The sequence below is a fragment of the Bradyrhizobium agreste genome (genome assembly GCF_016031625.1).
Lineage (GTDB): Bacteria > Pseudomonadota > Alphaproteobacteria > Rhizobiales > Xanthobacteraceae > Bradyrhizobium > Bradyrhizobium agreste.
On the sequence record NZ_JACCHP010000010.1, the window covers coordinates 36,188 to 55,267 of the forward strand.

The 19,080-nt window shown below is 65.1% G+C and carries 16 protein-coding genes; 7 read left to right on the forward strand and 9 right to left on the reverse strand.

Annotated elements, in window-relative coordinates; genetic code table 11:
* Positions 1-6 precede the first annotated feature (6 nt).
* The 4 genes from HZZ13_RS16185 to HZZ13_RS16200 are packed head-to-tail and all read left to right on the forward strand — an operon-like array spanning position 7 to position 5,825.
* Positions 7-1,893: an extracellular solute-binding protein gene (locus HZZ13_RS16185; RefSeq protein ID WP_197960557.1), complete on the forward strand. Its 1,887-nt coding sequence runs from the start codon at positions 7-9 to the stop codon at positions 1,891-1,893.
* A gap of 2 nt (positions 1,894-1,895) precedes the next feature.
* Positions 1,896-3,005 carry a microcin C ABC transporter permease YejB gene (locus tag HZZ13_RS16190; protein ID WP_197960558.1) on the forward strand — a complete coding sequence of 370 codons (1,110 nt, stop codon included), beginning with the start codon at positions 1,896-1,898 and terminating at the stop codon, positions 3,003-3,005.
* Complete coding sequence (locus HZZ13_RS16195; RefSeq protein WP_197960559.1) at positions 3,005-4,183, forward strand: ABC transporter permease; 1,179 nt, start codon at positions 3,005-3,007, stop codon at positions 4,181-4,183. The genes HZZ13_RS16190 and HZZ13_RS16195 overlap by 1 nt, the downstream gene beginning before the upstream one ends.
* Positions 4,184-4,187: 4 nt before the next feature.
* Positions 4,188-5,825 carry an ABC transporter ATP-binding protein gene (locus tag HZZ13_RS16200; RefSeq protein WP_197960560.1) on the forward strand — a complete coding sequence of 546 codons (1,638 nt, stop codon included), beginning with the start codon at positions 4,188-4,190 and terminating at the stop codon, positions 5,823-5,825.
* A 48-nt stretch (positions 5,826-5,873) separates the two neighbouring features.
* Here HZZ13_RS16200 and HZZ13_RS16205 read toward each other — a convergent pair whose 3' ends face one another.
* Both HZZ13_RS16205 and HZZ13_RS16210 read right to left on the reverse strand, forming a co-directional pair.
* Positions 5,874-6,719, reverse strand: coding sequence for a C40 family peptidase (locus tag HZZ13_RS16205; RefSeq protein WP_197960561.1), 846 nt, complete (start codon positions 6,717-6,719; stop codon positions 5,874-5,876).
* On the reverse strand, positions 6,712-8,085 hold the full coding sequence (locus HZZ13_RS16210) for a leucyl aminopeptidase family protein (RefSeq protein ID WP_197960562.1): 1,374 nt from the start codon (positions 8,083-8,085) through the stop codon (positions 6,712-6,714). Before HZZ13_RS16210 ends, HZZ13_RS16205 begins: the two co-directional genes overlap by 8 nt.
* 199 nt (positions 8,086-8,284) lie before the next feature.
* On the opposite strand from HZZ13_RS16210, the gene HZZ13_RS16215 reads away from it, so the two are divergent.
* From HZZ13_RS16215 to HZZ13_RS16225, 3 genes are all read left to right on the forward strand, one after another.
* Complete coding sequence (locus HZZ13_RS16215; protein WP_100176090.1) at positions 8,285-8,488, forward strand: hypothetical protein; 204 nt, start codon at positions 8,285-8,287, stop codon at positions 8,486-8,488.
* Between the two features lie 275 nt (positions 8,489-8,763).
* Positions 8,764-10,287, forward strand: coding sequence for a metallophosphoesterase family protein (locus HZZ13_RS16220; RefSeq protein WP_197960563.1), 1,524 nt, complete (start codon positions 8,764-8,766; stop codon positions 10,285-10,287).
* Between the two features lie 80 nt (positions 10,288-10,367).
* Positions 10,368-11,195: a tetratricopeptide repeat protein gene (locus HZZ13_RS16225; RefSeq protein WP_197960564.1), complete on the forward strand. Its 828-nt coding sequence runs from the start codon at positions 10,368-10,370 to the stop codon at positions 11,193-11,195.
* Positions 11,196-11,244: 49 nt separating this feature from the next.
* Here HZZ13_RS16225 and HZZ13_RS16230 read toward each other — a convergent pair whose 3' ends face one another.
* Genes HZZ13_RS16230 through cpaB form a run of 7 tightly spaced genes read right to left on the reverse strand, consistent with a single transcriptional unit; the run spans position 11,245 to position 19,006 of the window.
* Positions 11,245-12,219: a type II secretion system F family protein gene (locus HZZ13_RS16230; protein WP_197960565.1), complete on the reverse strand. Its 975-nt coding sequence runs from the start codon at positions 12,217-12,219 to the stop codon at positions 11,245-11,247.
* Between the two features lie 9 nt (positions 12,220-12,228).
* Positions 12,229-13,206: a type II secretion system F family protein gene (locus HZZ13_RS16235; RefSeq protein ID WP_197960566.1), complete on the reverse strand. Its 978-nt coding sequence runs from the start codon at positions 13,204-13,206 to the stop codon at positions 12,229-12,231.
* Positions 13,207-13,222: 16 nt separating this feature from the next.
* Positions 13,223-14,692, reverse strand: coding sequence for a TadA family conjugal transfer-associated ATPase (locus HZZ13_RS16240; protein ID WP_197960567.1), 1,470 nt, complete (start codon positions 14,690-14,692; stop codon positions 13,223-13,225).
* A 21-nt stretch (positions 14,693-14,713) separates the two neighbouring features.
* The gene (locus HZZ13_RS16245; protein ID WP_197953951.1) at positions 14,714-15,982 is read right to left on the reverse strand and encodes a CpaE/TadZ family protein; all 1,269 of its coding nucleotides are present in this window, start codon (positions 15,980-15,982) and stop codon (positions 14,714-14,716) included.
* Positions 15,979-16,713, reverse strand: coding sequence for a CpaD family pilus assembly protein (locus HZZ13_RS16250; protein WP_197960568.1), 735 nt, complete (start codon positions 16,711-16,713; stop codon positions 15,979-15,981). The genes HZZ13_RS16245 and HZZ13_RS16250 overlap by 4 nt, the downstream gene beginning before the upstream one ends.
* 20 nt (positions 16,714-16,733) lie before the next feature.
* Positions 16,734-18,212: a type II and III secretion system protein family protein gene (locus tag HZZ13_RS16255; protein ID WP_197960569.1), complete on the reverse strand. Its 1,479-nt coding sequence runs from the start codon at positions 18,210-18,212 to the stop codon at positions 16,734-16,736.
* Positions 18,209-19,006 (reverse strand): Flp pilus assembly protein CpaB, encoded by a 798-nt coding sequence (gene cpaB, locus HZZ13_RS16260; RefSeq protein WP_197960570.1) that lies wholly within the window; start codon positions 19,004-19,006, stop codon positions 18,209-18,211. Before cpaB ends, HZZ13_RS16255 begins: the two co-directional genes overlap by 4 nt.
* Positions 19,007-19,080: the final 74 nt, after the last annotated feature.

A 19,080-nucleotide genomic window follows, 5' to 3' on the forward strand; every position in this document is an offset into this window, starting at 1 on the left:
CCCCGCATGACGCAGATGTCACGTCGCCATGTGCTGGTCTTGGGTGTTGGCGGCGCCCTCGCGGCGTCGCTGGGCGCGCCGCTGCTGCGCAGCGCGCGAGCATCGGAAGCGGCGACCGAGGCGCACGGCATGTCGGCGTTCGGCGATCTTAGATATCCCGCCGACTTCCACCATTTCGACTACGTCAATGTCGACGCGCCGAAAGGCGGCACGTTCTCGCTGATCCCGTCGGTGCGCGCCTATAACCAGTCCTACCAGACTTTCAACTCGCTCAACGCCTTCATCCTGAAGGGCGATGGCGCGCAAGGCATGGACATGACGTTCTCGCCGCTGATGGTGCGGGCAAGTGACGAACCCGACGCAATGTACGGACTGGCCGCCAAATCCGTGCAAATATCTCCGGACAAGCTGGTCTATCGCTTCACGATGCGACCCGAGGCGAAATTCCACGACGGGACCAGGCTCACCGCCCACGATGCAGCTTTTTCGCTGACGACGCTGAAGACCAAGGGGCATCCGCTGATCATCGTGCAGATGCGCGACATGGTCAGCGCTGAGGCGATCGACGATGCGACGCTCGTCGTCACCTTCGCCAAGGGACGTGCACGCGACGTGCCGCTCTATGTCGCCAGTCTGCCGATCTTCTCGAAGGCGTACTACGCCTCCCGCCCGTTCGATGAATCGTCTCTGGACATTCCGCTCGGCTCGGGTCCGTACAAGGTGGGCAGGTTCGAGGTCAATCGTTACATCGAGTTCGAGCGCGTGAAGGATTGGTGGGCCGCCGATCTGCCGCCCTGCCGCGGCAGCTATAATTTCGATGTCGTCCGCTACGAATTCTACCGCGACCGCGATGTCGCGTTCGAGGGCTTTACCGGCAAGAGCTATCTCTATCGCGAGGAGTTCACCTCGCGCATCTGGGCGACGCGCTATGACTTCCCCGCGGTGAAGGACGGTCGGGTCAAGATGGAGGTCGTGCCCGACGATACGCCGTCCGGAGCGCAAGGCTGGTTCATCAATACGCGGCGCGACAAATTCAAAGACCCCCGCGTGCGCGAGGCCCTGATCAACGCTTTCGACTTCGAATGGACCAACAAGACCATCATGTACGGGGCCTATGCCCGCACCGTGTCGCCATTCCAGAATTCGGACCTGATGGCGGGCAATGCGCCGCCTTCGCCGGAAGAGCTGAAGCTGTTGGAGCCGTTTCGCGGCCAGATTCCCGACGAGGTGTTTGCGGCGCCGTTCATGCCGCCGACCTCCGACGGCTCCGGACAGGACCGCAGCCTGCTCCGCAAGGCGCAGCAATTGCTGAACGAGGCCGGCGTGCCCATCAAGGACGGCAAGCGGGTGCTGCCGAACGGCGAGGTCTTCAAGATCGAGTTCCTGCTGGACGAGCCCTCGTTCCAGCCGCACCACGCGCCTTACATCAAGAATCTGGGCACGCTCGGCATCGAGGCGAGCGTGCGCCTCGTCGATGCCGTACAGCACAAGGCCCGGCAGGAAGATTTTGATTTCGATCTGACCATCCAGCGCTTCAGTATGTCGGCGACGCCAGGCGATGCTATGCGCGCGTTCTTCTCCTCGCAGGTCGCAAACACCAAGGGCTCGTACAATCTCGCCGGCGTCGCCAGTCCGGCGATCGACGCCATGATCGACAAGATCATGGCGGCCGACAGCCGCGAAGAGCTGACCGTCGCCTGCCGCGCGTTCGACCGCCTGTTCCGCGCCGGTCGCTATTGGATACCGCAATGGTACAACAAGACGCACCGGCTGGCTTATTGGGATCAGTTCGGCCATCCGCAGAAGCTGCCGCGCTATGCCAACGGTGTCGGCGCGCCCGACATCTGGTGGCATGAGCCCGCCAAGGCGGCCAAGCTCGAGCAGGCGAAGTAGCCATGAGCGCCTATATCGCCCGCCGCATCCTGCTGATGATCCCGACGCTGCTCGGGATCCTCTTCGTGTCCTTCGTCGTGGTGCAGTTCGCGCCGGGCGGCCCGGTCGAGCGCGTGATCGCGCAGCTCTCGGGTGCCGATACCGGCGGCACCTCGCGCATTTCGGGCGGCGGCGATTTCGCGCAGCGCGCGCCGGGGCAGGTCGGTGCCGGCGGCGATGCCGTCAACTCGAAATATCGCGGCGCGCAGGGCCTCGACCCTGATTTCATCAAGAAGCTGGAGGTGCAGTTCGGCTTCGACAAGCCGGCGCCTGAACGCTTCCTGCTGATGGTGTGGAACTTCGCCCGCTTCGATTTCGGCAAGAGCTATTTTCGCGACGTCAGCGTACTCCAGCTCATCAAGGAGAAGCTGCCGGTCTCGATCTCGCTCGGCCTCTGGCTGACGCTCCTGACCTATCTGATCTCGATTCCGCTCGGCATTCGCAAGGCCGTGAACGACGGCGCGCGCTTCGACACCTGGACCTCGACGGTGCTCGTGCTCGGCTATGCCATCCCCGGCTTCCTGTTCGCGATCCTTCTGATCATCTTGTTTGCCGGCGGCTCGTTCTTCAACTGGTTCCCGCTGCGTGGACTGACCTCGGACGGCTGGTCGCAATTTCCCTGGTATTGGAAGATCGTCGATTATTTCTGGCACCTGACGCTGCCGCTGATCGCCATGGGGCTAGGTGCCTTCACCACCATGACGTTCCTGACCAAGAACTCGTTCCTGGACGAGATTCGCAAGCAATACGTCATGACCGCGCGTGCCAAGGGCTGCAGTGAGAGTCGGGTGCTCTACGGCCACGTCTTCCGCAACGCCATGCTGATCGTGATCGCAGGTTTTCCCGGGACTTTTATCCACGCTTTCTTTTCCGGCTCGCTTCTGATCGAGACCATCTTCTCGCTGGACGGGCTCGGGCTGCTCAGCTTCGAGAGCGTGCTCAACCGCGACTATCCCGTGGTGTTCGGCACGCTCTACATCTTTTCGCTGGTCGGCCTCGTGATCAACCTGATCTCCGACCTGACCTATATGTGGATCGACCCCCGGATCGATTTCGAGGCACGGGAGGTCTGATGACGATCACCGCGCCGACGCCGATCGAGACAACAGCGAAGTCGCCGCTTGGCGATGCCGTTCCGATCACGCGCAAGCCCTTCGCACCTTCGCCGCTGAATAGGCGGCGGTGGCAGAACTTCAAGGCGAATCGCCGCGGCTACTGGTCGTTCTGGATATTCATCGGCTTGTTCGTGATCTCGCTGTTCGCCGAGTTGATCGCGAACGATAGGCCCTTCCTGATCAAGTTCGACGGGCGGCTGTATTGGCCGGCTTTCGTGACCTATTCGGAGACGACGTTCGGCGGCGATTTCGAGACCGCAGCCGACTATCGCGATCCGTACTTGCAGAAGCTGATCAAGGACAAGGGCGGCAGCATCGTCTGGCCGTTGATCCGTTACTCCTATGACACCCACAATCTCGATCTGCCGACGCCGGCGCCGTCGCCGCCGACGTGGATGCTGACGGAGAAGCAGTGCAAGCCGGTGGTGGAGAAGAAGGGACTGAAGAGCTGCCGCGATCTCGAATATAACTGGCTCGGCACCGACGATCAGGGCCGCGACGTCGTCGCCCGGCTGATCTATGGCTTCCGTATCTCGGTGCTATTCGGTCTTTGCCTGACCATCGTCTCCTCCGTCATCGGCATCGCAGCGGGCGCGGTGCAAGGGTATTTCGGCGGCCGGGTCGATCTCATCTTCCAGCGCTTCATCGAGATTTGGACCGCGATCCCCTCGCTCTATCTTCTCCTCATCCTGTCCTCGGTGCTGGTGCCCGGCTTCTTCGTGCTGCTTGGCATATTGCTGCTGTTCTCCTGGGTCTCACTGGTTGGCCTCGTGCGGGCCGAGTTCCTGCGCGGGCGCAACTTCGAATACATTCAGGCGGCGCGGGCGCTCGGCGTCTCCAACCCCGTCATCATGTTCCGCCACCTGCTGCCGAACGCGATGGTTGCGACCATGACCTTCCTGCCCTTCATCGTCTCCTCGTCGGTGATGACGCTGACGGCGCTCGATTTCCTCGGCTTCGGCCTGCCGCCGGGCTCGCCTTCGCTCGGCGAATTGCTGTCGCAGGCCAAGGCCAACGTGCAGGCGCCCTGGCTCGGCTTCTCCGGCTTCTTCTCGGTCGCGATCATGCTGTCGCTCCTGATCTTCATCGGCGAAGCCGTGCGCGACGCCTTCGATCCGCGCAAGACGTTCAGGTAAGGTCATGGACGCGATCAACCAGCCCCTGCTCAGCGTGCGCGATCTCTCGGTGGCCTTCCACCAGGGCGGTGCGACCACGCTTGCGGTCGACAAGGTCTCGTTCCAGATCAAGCGCGGCGAATGCGTCGCGCTGGTCGGCGAGTCCGGCTCCGGCAAGTCGGTGAGCGCGCTTTCGATCCTGAAGCTGCTGCCCTATCCGAACGCCTCGCATCCGTCGGGAAGCATCCGCTTCAAGGGACAGGAGCTGATCGATCAATCCGAGCAGCAGATGCGGGAGATCAGGGGCAGCGACATCTCCATCATCTTCCAGGAGCCGATGACCTCGCTCAATCCGCTGCACACGATCGAAGCGCAGATCGGCGAGATCATCCAGCTGCACAATCCAACCAGCAATGCGCAGGCGCGCAAGCGGACACTGGAGCTGTTGACCCAGGTCGGCATCCCCGAGCCCGAGACGCGGTTGAACAGCTATCCGCACCAGCTCTCCGGCGGCCAGCGCCAGCGCGTGATGATCGCGATGGCGCTCGCCAACGAGCCGGACCTTCTGATCGCGGACGAGCCGACCACGGCGCTCGACGTCACCGTGCAGGCGCAGATCCTGGCGCTGCTCGCCGAGATCCGCTCGCGTCTTGGCATGAGCCTGCTCTTCATCACCCACGATCTCGGCATCGTGCGCCGCATCGCCGACACGGTCTGCGTCATGAAGGGGGGCGTGATCGTCGAGCAGGGGCCGGTCGAGCAGGTCTTCAAGGCCCCGAAACATCCCTATACGCGCGACCTGCTCGCGGCGGAGCCCAAGCCCGATCCGGCGCCGCCGCAGCCGAATGCGCCGGTGGTGATGTCGGCCAATGATCTCAAAGTCTGGTTTCCGATCAAGCGCGGCCTGATGCGCAAGACGGTCGGCCACATCAAGGCGGTCGACGGCGTCAGCGTCGCCGTGCGCAAGGGCGAAACGCTCGGGGTGGTCGGCGAATCCGGCTCGGGCAAGACCACGCTGGGGCTCGCGCTCTTGCGGCTGATCTCCTCGAACGGGCGCATCGTGTTCTTGGGGAACGACATCCAGGGCCTGCGCTTCAAGGAGATGCGTCCGTTCCGGCGCGACATGCAGATCGTGTTTCAGGATCCGTTCGGCTCGCTCTCACCGCGCATGTCGGTCGCCGACATCATCGCCGAGGGCCTGTCCGTGCATCAGCCGACGCTCTCGCGCGAGGAACGCGAGGCGCGCGTCGTCAAGGCGCTCGAGGATGTCGGCCTCAATCCGGAGACGCGCTTTCGCTATCCGCACGAATTCTCCGGCGGTCAGCGTCAGCGCATCTCGATCGCGCGCGCGATCGTGCTGGAGCCTGATTTCGTCGTGCTGGACGAGCCGACCAGCGCCCTCGACATGCTGTTCCAGGCGCAGATGGTCGATCTGTTGCGCGAGCTCCAGCGCAAGCGCGAGCTCACCTACATGTTCATCTCGCACGATTTGCGCGTCGTCGCCTCGCTCGCCAGCCACCTCATCGTGATGCGCGGCGGCAAGGTGGTCGAGGAGGGGCAGGCCACCGAGCTGTTCAGGAATCCGAAGACGGATTACACGCGCGCGCTGTTCGCGGCCGCGTTCCGGCTGGAGACGGCCGGGGACGGGGCGGTGGCGACGTAGCACTTCACCTCTCCCCGAAGGGGAGAGGTGTCGCCCCGCGCCAGGAGGTTAACCGAGCCGCTTGATCGCGACGACGTCACTGCCGGCCGCCTTGATCCGCGCGATCGCCGGCTCGATCGGCTCGATCACCGTTGCCATGTGATGCGCATTGGCGTGAACCATGGTGGTGGCATCGCGCACGATCGCAACATGGCCCTTCCAGAAGATCAGATCGCCGCGCTGCAAGCTGCGCCATTCATGCGGCTCCACCGCGCGCCCGAGGCCGGCGAGCTGCATGTCGCTGTCGCGAGGGCAGCCGATCCCGGCTGATGTCAGCGAGACCTGGACGAGGCCGGAACAATCGATGCCAAAGCTGCTCTTGCCGCCCCACAGATAGGGCGTGCCGACGAAGCGCTCGGCCACCGCGACGAAATCCGGTTCGCGATGATCGAGCACTGCAAGATGCGTTCTTGGCAGATATCTGCCGCCGTGCGTCACGGCAAAGCCGCCGTCCTCGCGCGCCACGGCCAGCTTCGATCCCATCACGAGCGTATCGGCCGGCGGCAGCTTGATCGAAGGGCCGGGGAACGCAAACGTCCGCAGTGCGCAGACCAGGTGCGTTGCGGCAGCCGACGGCTTTGCGAGCGCCGCATCCGGCAGCCAGCCGACATAGTCATCGCCATGGAGCTGGCCCCACGCCCAACCTTCGTCGTTGCGGTCGTAGACCGTGACGCGTTCGCCGCGCAGTGCCTCCGTCATCAGCATCGCGTCCGAGGACGGCTGCTCGCGCACCGGCGCGATCGCTTCGACCACCTCGAATTCCTCGCCGGCGACGTATCGATCCGCCTGCACCCTGCCTTCGAGATATTTTGCGGCGAGGTCGCCCCGCGCCGGCGTCAGCCGCGGGTCATGCATAGCGTTCGCTCAGCAGTGCGTAGATGGCGCGCGCGGCCTGGCACTCGCCGCCCTCGGGCCGCGCCGGCTTCGCCGACGGCGTCCAGCCAAAGATGTCGACATGCAGCCAGCTCCTGGCGTGCTCGACGAAGCGTTGCAGGAACAGGGCGCAGGTGATCGAGCCGGCGAAACCGCCCGACGGTGCATTGGTGATGGTGGCGGTCTTGGAGTCCAGCCAGGCATCGTAAGGCGGCCACAGCGGCATGCGCCACAACGGATCGTTCTCCTTCATCGCGCAGCGCGCGACGTCGGCAGCCAGCGTCTCATCATTGGTGTAGAAGGGCGGCAGATCCGGCCCCAGCGCGACGCGGGCCGCGCCGGTCAGCGTGCCCAGGTCTATCAGCAGATCGGGCGTCTCCTCGTCGGCCAGTGCCAGCGCGTCGGCGAGCACGAGGCGTCCTTCCGCGTCGGTGTTGCCGATCTCGACGGTGATGCCTTTGCGCGAGGTGAAGATATCGAGCGGGCGGAAGGCATTGCCGGCGACGGCGTTTTCCACGGCCGGAATCAACACGCGCAGCCGCACATTCAGCTTCGCATCCATCACCATGCGTGCCAGCGCCAGCACGTTGGCGGCGCCACCCATGTCCTTCTTCATGATCAGCATGCCGCTCGACGGCTTCAGATCGAGCCCGCCGGTGTCGAAGCAGACGCCCTTGCCGACCAGCGTCACTTTGGGATGATCAGGATCGCCCCAGACGATGTCGATCAGCCGCGGCGCGCGGCTGGAGGCCATGCCGACGGCGTGGATCAGCGGGAAGTTCTTTGCCAGGTCTTCGCCGATCGTGCAGGAAAAGCTCGCGCCGAACTCGGCGGCGAGCTCTTGCGCGGCTGCCGCGAGCTCTGAGGGGCCCATGTCGTTGGATGGTGTGTTGATGAGGTCGCGTGCGAGCATTGCCGCATCGGCAATCCGCTCGATCTCGGCCGCATCGACACCGTCAGGCGGCACCAGCCGGACCTCGGGGCGATCAGCTTTGCGATAGCGGGCGAAGCGGTAGCACCCCAGTGCGAACGCGAGCGCGGCCAGCCGCGCATCGTGCGGTGCATTGGCAAAGCGATAGGTGCCGGGCGGCAAAAGCCCGGGCAGGGCGCCGGGCCGAAACAGGTCGCGCGATCTTGCACCCTCTTCCTCGAGCCCGAACAGCACCTGCGCAATGGTGCCGTCGGTCGCGGGCAGCGCCAGATATCCGCCCGGCTTGGCGGCAAAGTCGCTGGTCCGCGCGAACTGGCGTTGCGCCGGCGGCAGCGTCTCTGCGACCTGATCCCAGCTCGATTTGGTGACGAAGGTGATCGGGGTGGCGGTGGACGACGTCTCGAAGACTGAAGGCATTGGCGGGTCCGGATCGTCAGTTCAGGCGAGTCATGCGAACGGACGAGACTTCGCAGAGTTTGGCCGCCGCTGCAATCGGCTTTGCCGTTACCGTTCGGCGAGCCGCTACTCGCCGCAACGCCGGCATGGTAGGTTCCGGCAACGGTCGCCAGAATGAAATCGGGGGCGACCGACGACAAGCGCGCCGGGAGGAGATGCAATGGAGTTTGTGTGGAGCGTGGTCACATTCATCGGCCAGGCTATCGAGGTGATCTTCGGTTATGTCGAGCACCACCATTGGATCTTCGCGTTCCTCGCCGGCGGTTACGTCTTCTACCTCCACGACCGCTCCGTCCACGCGCGCTTCGATGCGCTCGACAGGCGCATCGACGAGATCCGCAAGCGGCTTGCCATCGAATATTGACCGGGCGAGACGAAACCGTCCTCGGACAAATCTCGTATCTCGCGCCGAGAGCTGCCATTCGCGACGCCGCGGCCGCAGGGCTTTACTAGCGTTTTGGTTGTGGCATTATCGGTGAACATTTTAGATTGTGCCGCTCGCCCTGCGTGAGCCCGAACGCGGACACGCAGCAGCACGCGGTCGTTGGCTGCCCAGGTTGGGTCGATACGGCTGAATCGGTTCGTCGAGGCATTTTTCTCATTGTTGGGCGGCGCAGCATTGCAGATGAGCGACGCAAAATGGATAGATCGTTCGTTGTTGCGCAAATTTCCGACCTGCATTTGGACGGGTCGGGCCGGCTGCTTCCAGCCATCGAGACGCTCAGGGGCGCGATTTGCGAGAAGATGGCGGCTGCCGCGAATGTTCCCGATCGCATCCTGCTGATCACGGGCGATCTGGTGGACGACCCGACGCCGCGCGCGCTCGACGAGGCGCTCGCCGCCATCGCATCCTTCCGGCAGACCGGGCTGTTCACCGACATCCAGGCTGTGGCCGGCAATCACGACGTCAAGCGGCCGAGTCAGCGTGCGGGCCGTCACGACGCCTACGATTACCTGCACCTGCCGCGGACCGCGAAGAGCGTCTATTACCGTCAGGCGGGCCTCGACCTGGTGCTGCTCGATTCCAATCGCGCCAGCCTGAAGGCGCGCGCGAGCGGCAAGATCGACGAGAGCGCTTACAAGGCGATGGTCGCTGATTCCGCCCGGCTGAGCGCCGAGCTCGCGGGGAGCATCGGTTCGGCCGGACGTGCCGGCTACGCCGAGCCGGTGGACAACCTGGTGCGCGTGCTGGCCCTGCACCACCATCCGCTGCCGCAGGCGACCGGCGAAGGAAAGCGCTTTCTAGGAATGCCGGACGAGCCGCTGATGTATCTCGCCGCACCCGCGACCTTCCTCGAGGCCGCCACCTCGCTCAACGTCGATCTGGTTCTGCACGGTCATCGCCATGTCGAGGGGCTGACCCGCTATTCCATCCCCGATCCGCGTGCGACGTCGAGCGAGAGGGGTGAGTCGTTCTGGCGCACGATCTACGTGCTCTCCTGTCCGTCCTCGACCGGGCAAGCCGGCGACGATGCCGGTTTCAACCTGGTCCATTTCGGCCCCGTGTCCCATGGCGGCCGCACGGAGCACCGCTTCGCCATAACCCGCTATACGAGGCTCCGCAACGATGCGGTCTTCAGGCCGCTCGATTCCAACCTGCCGGGCGGCGTCATCAGGCTGCCGGCGGGGCGCGACTTTTCCCGTGATCCGGCCGTCCAGTCCGCGATCGAGGCCGCCTCATCCGGCGCGCTGAAACGCGACCAGGTCGCGGCGATCGTCCGCCGGCTGTTCATGCGTGACAGCTTTTACGATGACGCGGAGCCGAACTGGGCGAATGCACTCTACACCTACGTCGTCTCGGCCCATGCCTGGGCGGAGCTCGAGCGCAAGGCCGCGAGATCCGGGCCGGGATTCGACAGCGACGCGCTCGCCGCGGTGAGAACGCTGCTCGGCCAATTGATCGAGCAATCTGCCGACGTGCTCGGCATCGATCGCGCTCAGCTCGATGAGCTCTACGGGACAGGCCTGATCAGCTGTAACGACTTCCTGCGTCAGGTGCCGCGGCTGCCTTGCGACGGTGTCGACGTTCGGCGGCGGGCGCGGCAGAGGCTGCAATTGCTGCGGGAGCTGGGCCAGCAGGTGCAGGCGCTCGGCCTCGATCTCGGCCTCGGCGGGCAAGCGCCGCCGCAACAACCGCCGGCGCGAGAGGAGCACGTCGGATAGCGCCGTTAACCGGCCGTTAGGGTTAACATTCTATTGCTGACGCGTTCGGCTCGATCGAGCAGCTCGAGAGTCAAAGCGTCATGCGTCAACGGATCAGGCTTACCCGGCTACTTGCTTCCACGTCGCTGGTCGCGACGTTGGCGATGGGCCTCGGCGGCTGCACGGCCATGTCGAAACTCTCTGAGGTGACGGGTTCGGTCGCCCCCCGGGCGGACGCAGCCTCTGCCGATCGCGCGCCCACCGATCCGGCGCGTGCGGTCGAAGCCCATGGCGAGCGCTACCGCGCCAATCCCCGGGATGCCGACGCCGCGCTCGCCTATGGACAGGCCTTGCGCGCCAACGGCCAGCGCGCCCAGGCCGCCGCCGTGCTCGAGCAGGCGACCATCGCCAATCCCGGCAACAAGGCGCTGCTTGCCCAGTACGGCCGCGCACTCGCCGACAACGGCAATTTCCAGCAGGCCTTCGACGTGCTGTCCAAGGCGCATTCGCCCGACAATCCGGACTGGCGCCTGCTCTCGGTGCAAGGCACCGCGCTGGACCAGATGGGCCGTCACGAGGAGGCGCGATCCTATTATGCGAGCGCGCTGAAGATCGCACCGGGTGATCCCGGCGTGCTCTCCAACCTCGGCCTGTCCTACATGCTATCGAAGGAGCTGCCGAAGGCGGAAGAGGCGCTGCGGCAGGCCTATGCCTCGCCGCGCGCCAGCGCCCGGGTGCGGCAGAACCTCGGCTTGGTCGTTGGCCTCCAGGGCCGCTTCGCGGAGGCGGAGACCATCGTCAAGGCTGACCTGCCGCCGGACCAGGCTGCGGCCAATGTCGCCTATCTCAAGGAGATGCTGAGCCGTAGCGACGCCCCGCGCGGCGGGTCGAAGCGGACGCCGGTTGCTTCGCTGAGCCAGCCCGACTGATCTGACGTGCTGGCCTTGGTGGCGGACCGCATGGTCCAGGCCGGCCGGCTCACTGCATCTCGGTGACCTTGATGGCGGTGGGTCCGAGAATGACAACGAACAGCACGGGCAGGAAGAACAGGATCATCGGCACCGTGAGCTTCGGCGGCAGAGCGGCCGCCTTCTTCTCGGCCTCGTTCATGCGCATGTCGCGATTCTCCTGCGCCATGACGCGCAAGGAATGGCCGAGCGGGGTGCCGTAACGTTCCGCCTGCTGCAGCGCCAGACACACCGACTTGACGCCCTCGAGCCCGGTACGCCGTGCCAGGTTCTCATAGGCGACCTTGCGATCCTGCAAATAGGACAGCTCGGCCGTGGTCAGGGTGAACTCCTCCGACAGCGCGATCGACTGGCCCACGATTTCGTTCGCAACTTTCCGGAATGCCATCTCGACCGACATGCCGGATTCGATGCAGATCAGGAGCAAGTCGAGCGCGTCGGGAAACGCACGCTTGATCGAGAGCTGGCGCTTGGAGATCGCATTCCTGAGGAACAGCATCGGCGCCTGGAGGCCGAGATAGGCGGCGCCGATGCAGATGCCGATCTTGATCGGCATCGCCTGTTGCATATTTCCGATCACGAACACGTAAAGGGCCGAGCCGATCAAGAACACGATCGGGGCGACCATGCGGGCAAACAGGAAGGTGACGTAGGGCGCCTGGCCGCGGTAACCTGCCATGATGAGCTTGTCCCGCGCAGCTTCCTGCGCGAGCCATTTGGTCAGGTTGAAGTCCTCGACCACCTTGGAGACGAGTTGCTTCGGCGTCTGGCGCAGCGAAACCTTCTCGCTCTTGTTGAGACGCTCACGCTCGCGCTGCCGGATGCGTTCGCGCTCGCTCGCCACCGCCTTCATGCGCTTGGAGAGGCCCTCGCCGGCGAACAACGGCATCACCAGCGTATAGACGGTGGCGCTCGCGGCGATGGCCGCGAGCAGCATGGTCATGAAGCGGACGTCGTGCAGTTTCGAGACGAGGAATTCGACCATACGACACCGTCAGAAATCGAAGTTGATCATCTTCTTCATCACCAGGATGCCGATCGACATCCAAACGACGCAGCCGACCAGCATCAGCTGGCCGGTGGGATGAGTCCAAAGCAGCGAGATGTATTGCGGGGTCGTGAGATAGACCAGGAACATCACGATCGGCGGCAGCGAGCCGATGATGCCGGCCGAGGCCTTGGCTTCCATCGACATGGCCTGGATCTTTTCCTTCATCTTCTTGCGGTCGCGCAGCACCTTGGACAGGTTACCGAGCGCTTCGGAGAGATTGCCGCCCGATTTCTGCTGGATCGACACCACGATGCCGAAGAAATTGGCTTCCGGCAGCGGCATGCGCTCGTAGAGCCGCGCGCAGGCCTCGCCGAGCGGCATGCCGATCGCCTGCGTCTCGATGATGGCCAGAAACTCGCTGCGCAGCGGCTCCGGCGCATCGGCGGCCACGACCTTGATCGATTCGAACAAGGGCAGGCCTGCCTTGATGCCGCGGACGATCACGTCGACCGCATCGGGCAGTGCAGCCAGGAACTTGGTCTCGCGGCGCTTCTTCAAAAAGCCGAGTGCCCAGCGCGGCAGGCCGAAGCCGCCGGCAAAGGCAAGGCCGGCGGCGCCGATCAGGCCGCCGCCCGCGAACAGGGCGGTCGCGAAAAATACGCCCGCCACGACGGCGGACGCGATCCAGAATTTCTGCGGCGTCCAGTCGAGCCCGGCCTGCGAGAGGCGCACGCTGAGCGGAGCACTCTTCTCCTGGGCGCGCCGCGCCTCGAGGTCCTTCAGCGTGGACTCGACCTGTTCGCGGCGCGAGCGCTGGGTCTTCTCGGCCTGCCGGGCGGTGGGCGCTTCGGCGCGCGCGACCGAGGCGCGGCGGCTTTCCGCCTTTCGCTCCCCGGACAGCAGCGGATAGAGGAATACCCAGGCGATGCCACCGACCGCTGCGGTAGCGAGGAAGGCGAGGGCGAGGACCTGCATGTTCATGGCGCTGCCGATCTGCTCACGTCTTCGGCGCGACTTCCGCCGCGTCCAGCGCCGCGGCGAGGCGCTTCTCCTCGCCGTAATAGCGGGCGCGTTCCCAGAACTTCGGACGGCCAATGCCGGTTGAGCGGTGCCGGCCGATGATCTTGCCGTTGGCGTCCTCGCCGACCATGTCGAAGAGGAAGATGTCCTGGGTGATGATGGTGTCGCCTTCCATGCCCATCACCTCGGTGATGTGGGTGATGCGGCGGGAACCGTCGCGCAGGCGCGCGGCCTGGATGATGACGTCGATCGAGGCGCAGATCATCTCGCGGATGGTACGCGAGGGCAGCGAGAAGCCGCCCATCGTGATCATGGATTCGCAGCGCGACAGCGCTTCGCGCGGGTTGTTGGCGTGCAGCGTGCCCATCGAGCCGTCATGGCCGGTGTTCATGGCCTGGAGCAGGTCGAAGGCTTCGGGTCCGCGGACCTCACCGACGATGATGCGCTCGGGGCGCATGCGCAGGCAGTTGCGCACCAGTTCGCGCATCGTGACCTGGCCCTCGCCCTCGATATTGGGCGGGCGGGTTTCCAGCCGCACCACGTGGGGCTGCTGCAGCTGGAGCTCGGCGGCGTCCTCGCAGGTGATGACGCGCTCGTCGTGCTCGATGTAGTTGGTGAGGCAGTTGAGCAGGGTCGTCTTGCCCGAGCCGGTACCGCCGGAAATCAGCACATTGCAGCGGACGCGGCCGATGATCTGAAGGATCTCGGCGCCTTCCGGCGTGATCGCGCCGAATTTGACGAGCTGATCCAGCGTCAGCTTGTCTTTCTTGAACTTGCGGATGGTGAGCGCGGGACCGTCGATCGACAGCGGCGGCACGATGGCGTTGACGCGGGAGCCGTCGGCGAGGCGAGCGTCGCAGATCGGCGAGGATTCGTCGACGCGCCGGCCGACCTGGCTGACGATGCGCTGGCAGATGTTGAGGAGCTGCTGGTTGTCGCGGAAGCGGATGCCGGTGCGCTGGATCTTGCCGCCGACCTCGATGTAGACGGTGTTGGCGCCGTTGACCATGATGTCGGCGATGTCGTCGCGCGACAGCAGCGGCTCGAGCGGGCCGTAGCCGAGGACGTCGTTGCAGATGTCGTCGAGCAGCTCCTCCTGCTCGGCGATCGACATCACGATGTTCTTGATCGCGATGATCTCGTTGACGATGTCGCGGATTTCCTCGCGCGCGGATTCCGAATCGAGCTTGGCGAGCTGGGCAAGGTCGATGGCCTCGATCAGCGCCCCGAAGATGGTCGCCTTGACCTCGTAATAATTGTCCGAACGCCGGCTCTCCATGGCCGGAGGCGGCGGGGCCTTGGCGGGCGCAAGCGGCGGCGAGGCGACGGCCGGCGGAGGCGGAGCGCGCGACACCGTCGGCGCCTGAGCCGGGGCAGGCTCGAGCGACACGGCGCCGGGCTTGGGCGCCCGAAAGTCGGTGTCTGTTCCGCTACGCTTACCGAACACTTAACAACTCCATGCGGCGGCTTATCTTCCCCGCAACTTCTCAATCAGAGGTGAAAGCAGGGACGACTTTTGCTTCTTGGTCTCGCTGCGGCCGGTCAGGCGCTGGGCGATCTGCAGGAACATCTCGATCGACCTGTGGTTGGCGGAGATCTCCGCAATCATCTGGCCGTTGTTGGCCGCCGAGCCGAAGATCTGCGGCTCGAAGGGAATCGAGACGACCGGCTGGCTCTCGATCGCCTTGGCGAACTCCGCGGCGGCGATTTCGGGCCGTTTCGGCACGCCGACCTGGTTCAGGCAGTAGAGCGGCGGCCGGTCGTTGGGACGGGCGGCCTTCAACAGATCGAACAGGTTCTTGGTATTGCGCAGATTGGCGAGGTCCGGGGCGGCCACGATCAGGATGTCGTCCGCTCCGATCAAGGCGCGCTTGGTCCAGCCCGACCATTGATGCGGAACGTCGAGCACGATGCAGGGCATGGTGGAGCGCAGCGTGTCGAAGACGGAGTCGAACGCGTCGGTGCCGAAATCATAGACCCGGTCGAGCGTTGCAGGGGCCGCCAACAGGCTGAGATGGTCGGTGCACTTCGACAGCAGGCGGTCGATGAAGGCGGTGTCGACGCGGTCGGGCGAGAACACCGCGTCGGCGATGCCCTGCGGCGGATCCTGGTTGTAGTCGAGGCCGGCGGTGCCGAAGGCGAGGTCGAGATCGGCGACCACGGCGTCCATCGCGAGGTCGCGCGCGATCGCCCAGGCGACGTTGTGCGAGATGGTCGAAGCGCCGACCCCGCCCTTGGCGCCGACCACGGCGATGATGCGGCCGACCGCCTTGGCTTCCGGCGCCGAGAACAGGTTGCAGATCGAGCGTACGACGTCGATCGCCCCGACCGGCGCGAGCACGTAATCGCTGACGCCGCGGCGCACCAGCTCGCGATAGAGCGTGACGTCGTTGATGCGGCCGATCACGACCACGCGGGTGCCGGCGTCGCAGACGGTGGCGAGCTGGTCGAGCCCGCCCAGCAGGTCGCTGCGACCGTCGCTCTCGAGCACGATCACGTTCGGCGTGGGAGCCGAGCGGTAGGCTTCGATCGCCGCCGCCATGCCGCCCATCTGGATCTTCAGATGAGCCTTGCCGAGACGGCGATCCTCGCCGGCCGACTGTACCGCCGCCGCCGTCTCCACGGTTTCGCAGAAGGCCTGGACCGAGACGCGCGGCGCGGGCGCAATATGCTCCTCGACCGGCGGAGGAGCTGCTGCCGGCTGCTCTTCGTGTGTCTGGCGCGCGTAACTGATCATTTGCCTGTGTCGCTGAGTTTGGCCTTGTCGGCATCGGGATAGGCGACTCCCGTCGGCATTCCCTTGCGATACTTCTCGAAGGCGGCAGTGCGCCGTATCGTGTAGGAAGGTGTCTCGGGCCGCGGCTGCTCGAGGTCCGATGGATTGTCGACCATGGCCGCGAGGTTGCGCTGATAGGCGCAGCCGTAATTGTAATAATCCTTGTTCTCGAACCAGCTCTTGTTCTTCATCGAAGGGCCGATGTCGTCCGGCCACAGGCCGCAGGGACCCGCAACCGCGGCAATCTTGGAATAAGTCAGCCGGATCGGCGGCAGGAACCGCTTGTCCTCGGGCTGGTAGGGACGAATACTGATGCCGCGCGGCGGAACGCCTGCCCCTGCCAGCATGGCCTGGATCTCGCGCATCGTGTCCGCGACCGGACGCGCATTGGGCGTGCCGGAAGGCACGTCGATGCGAATGGCGCCGGTGCCTTCGTGCAACCATGCCGATGCGACGCCCATCACGTCCGCGCGTTGCGCAGCCGTCAATCCGCCACGGGCATGACCGACGAAGACGACGATCGAGCGGTTCTGCTCCTCGATCGCGATCGGATGGCGCTGCTTGTAGTCGTCGGGAATGGAGGCGGTCACGACCTCGTTGTGCTGGCAGCCGCCGAGCGCGAGCGTCAGACCGACGAGCGCGCCACCGAGGCGGACGGCGCGTTTGCGAAGCTGGGGTGGTCTTGTGATCATCGTAAAGTCCCCGTTCCGCCTCACTCGGTGATAAACCCGTAGGTACCGCGGTAGTTCTTGGCCGGTTCGGTCCGTCCAGGTACGCCGTAGAGCCGGTTGATGTTGCCGATCAGCTGGGCCTGCGGATCGGCAGGCGGCGCGAAGCCGTCATCCGGCCGCGACAGGTCCTTCGGCGCCACCGCGCGGACGACATAAGGCGTCACGATCACGACCAGCTCGGTCGCGTTGTTGACGAAGTCGCGGCTGCGGAACAGCGTGCCCAGGATCGGCAGCTGCATCAGCCCCGGCAATCCGCTGATCGCCTGCTTGGTCTGCTGCTGGATCAGGCCGGCCATCGCCATCGCGCCGCCGGAAGGAATTTCCAGCGAGGTCTCGGCGCGGCGGGTCCTGATCGAGGGCACCGTCAACGAGTTTACCGAGTTCGGGGTCACCGCCTGCGACAGCGTGATCGCATTCTCGTTCGACAGCTCCGAGACCTCGGTCATCACCCGCAGGCTGATCTTGCCCTCGCTCAGCACGACGGGGGTGAAGTTCAGCGAGATGCCGAACTTCTTGAAGCTGATCTGGGTGGTACAGACATGCGTGGTGGGGTCGCACGCATAGCCCGCCGGAACCGGGAATTCACCGCCCGCGATGAACGTCGCCGATTCACCGGAGATCGCGGTCAGGTTCGGTTCGGCCAGCGTGCGGATCACGCCGGCGGTTTCCATCGCGCGCAGCGTGGCCTGCACCGACGGGGTGGCGCCGAACTTCGTGGTCAGGTTGTTGCCGTCCACGAGGTTCTTGCCGAGCGCGGTGAACGGGTTCGAATTGGTGAAGCTCACCACCGAGGTGCCGTAGTTGAGGTTGGCAGAGAGGTCGATGCCGAGCTGCTTGACGATGTTGCGCTGGACCTCGGCCACCGTCACCTTGAGCATGATCTGGTCGCGGCCGCGCACCACGATCGAGTTCACGACCTTGTCGGCACCGCCGGCCAGGCGCGCGGCGAGATCGTTGGCCTGCTGCGCTTCCAGCGGATTGGCAGCCGTGCCGGTCAGGACGACGCCGTCGCCGAGGCCGTCGATCTGGATGTCCGCATTGGGCAGGACCTGCTTCAGCGCGGCCCGCACGCCGTTGAGGTCGCGCTTCACCGCGATGTCATAGGCCGCAATCTGCTGCCCGGCGGAATCGAAGAACACGATATTGGTCTGGCCGACCGCGGCGCCGATGATATAGGCGCGCTGTGCGGAGCGGACCACCGCATTGGCGATCTTGGGATCTGCGACCAGCACGTCCTTGATGTCGCGCGGCAGGTCGATCACGATGGACTTGCCGATGCCGAGCGAGAGGAAACGTGCGTTGATCTGGCCGTCCGCCGCGGCCGGCGCCACGGGACGGTAATCGGCTGCGATCGCCGGGTTGAGCGCCAGCGCGAGGGCGGCCGAAAACGACAGGGCGCGGACCAGTGAGGTCCGCATCGTCGCCGAATCTGCCCTGCATTTGATGTCGACTGTCTTCATCGTGCCTTAGCCGTCTGACTTGGAATGCCGTAGCGAATGATCGAGACGCCCTCTCGCTTCTGCGCGGAGTCATCGAGCGTGATCTCGCTCATCTTGACGTCGACGATGCTGCGAAGCGCCAGCGACAGCGTGCCGCTCTGCCGCGCCGCGGAGAGTGTTGCGGTCTGCGCGGGATTGAGCTCGAGGGTGACGGTCTTGCCGATCACCGCGTTCTGCCCGTCCTTCTCCTTGGGCGCCTGGTCGATGGCCAGGACCCGGATATTGGCCAGGATGATCTCGGAGGTGACGATATCGGGAGCGCCGCTGCTCTGGTCCGGGTTCTTGAGCCGGCGCGTGAGCAGGACGTCGACGCGGTCGTTGGGCAGGATGAAGCCGCCCGCGCCGGTCTCCGGCGAGATCTCGGTCGAGATCGCCCGCATGCCGGTGGGCAGGATTGCCGCCATGAAGCCGGAGCCTTCGGCCTTGACCAGCTTCTGGTCGCGGATCGGCTCACCCTGAATGAAGGGCGCGCGCGCGATCGAGCCGACCACCTGGGTCGCGCCGTCTGGGCGCTCGTTGCGCCGGATGAAGGTGGCGCTGGCGGTCGCGGTCGGCCAGGTCTGCCATTGCACGTCTTCGGGCTTCACGGTCTGCCCTAGGCCGATGTCGTTCTTGGCCACGAGGACGTCGACGGTCGGCAGCTGCGCGACCGGAACCGGAGGCGGCGCAGAATTGTCGGAGCCGCTCGCCAGGTACGCGGCGACGCCGCCGGCGCAGATGGCGACCGTCAGGACGACAATGCGTGCCCTATTCATACGCTTCAACTTTCCAACAATACGCCGCGACGCTGCCGCCGCCGTCATCGGCAGTTGACCAGCTATTCGTCAAA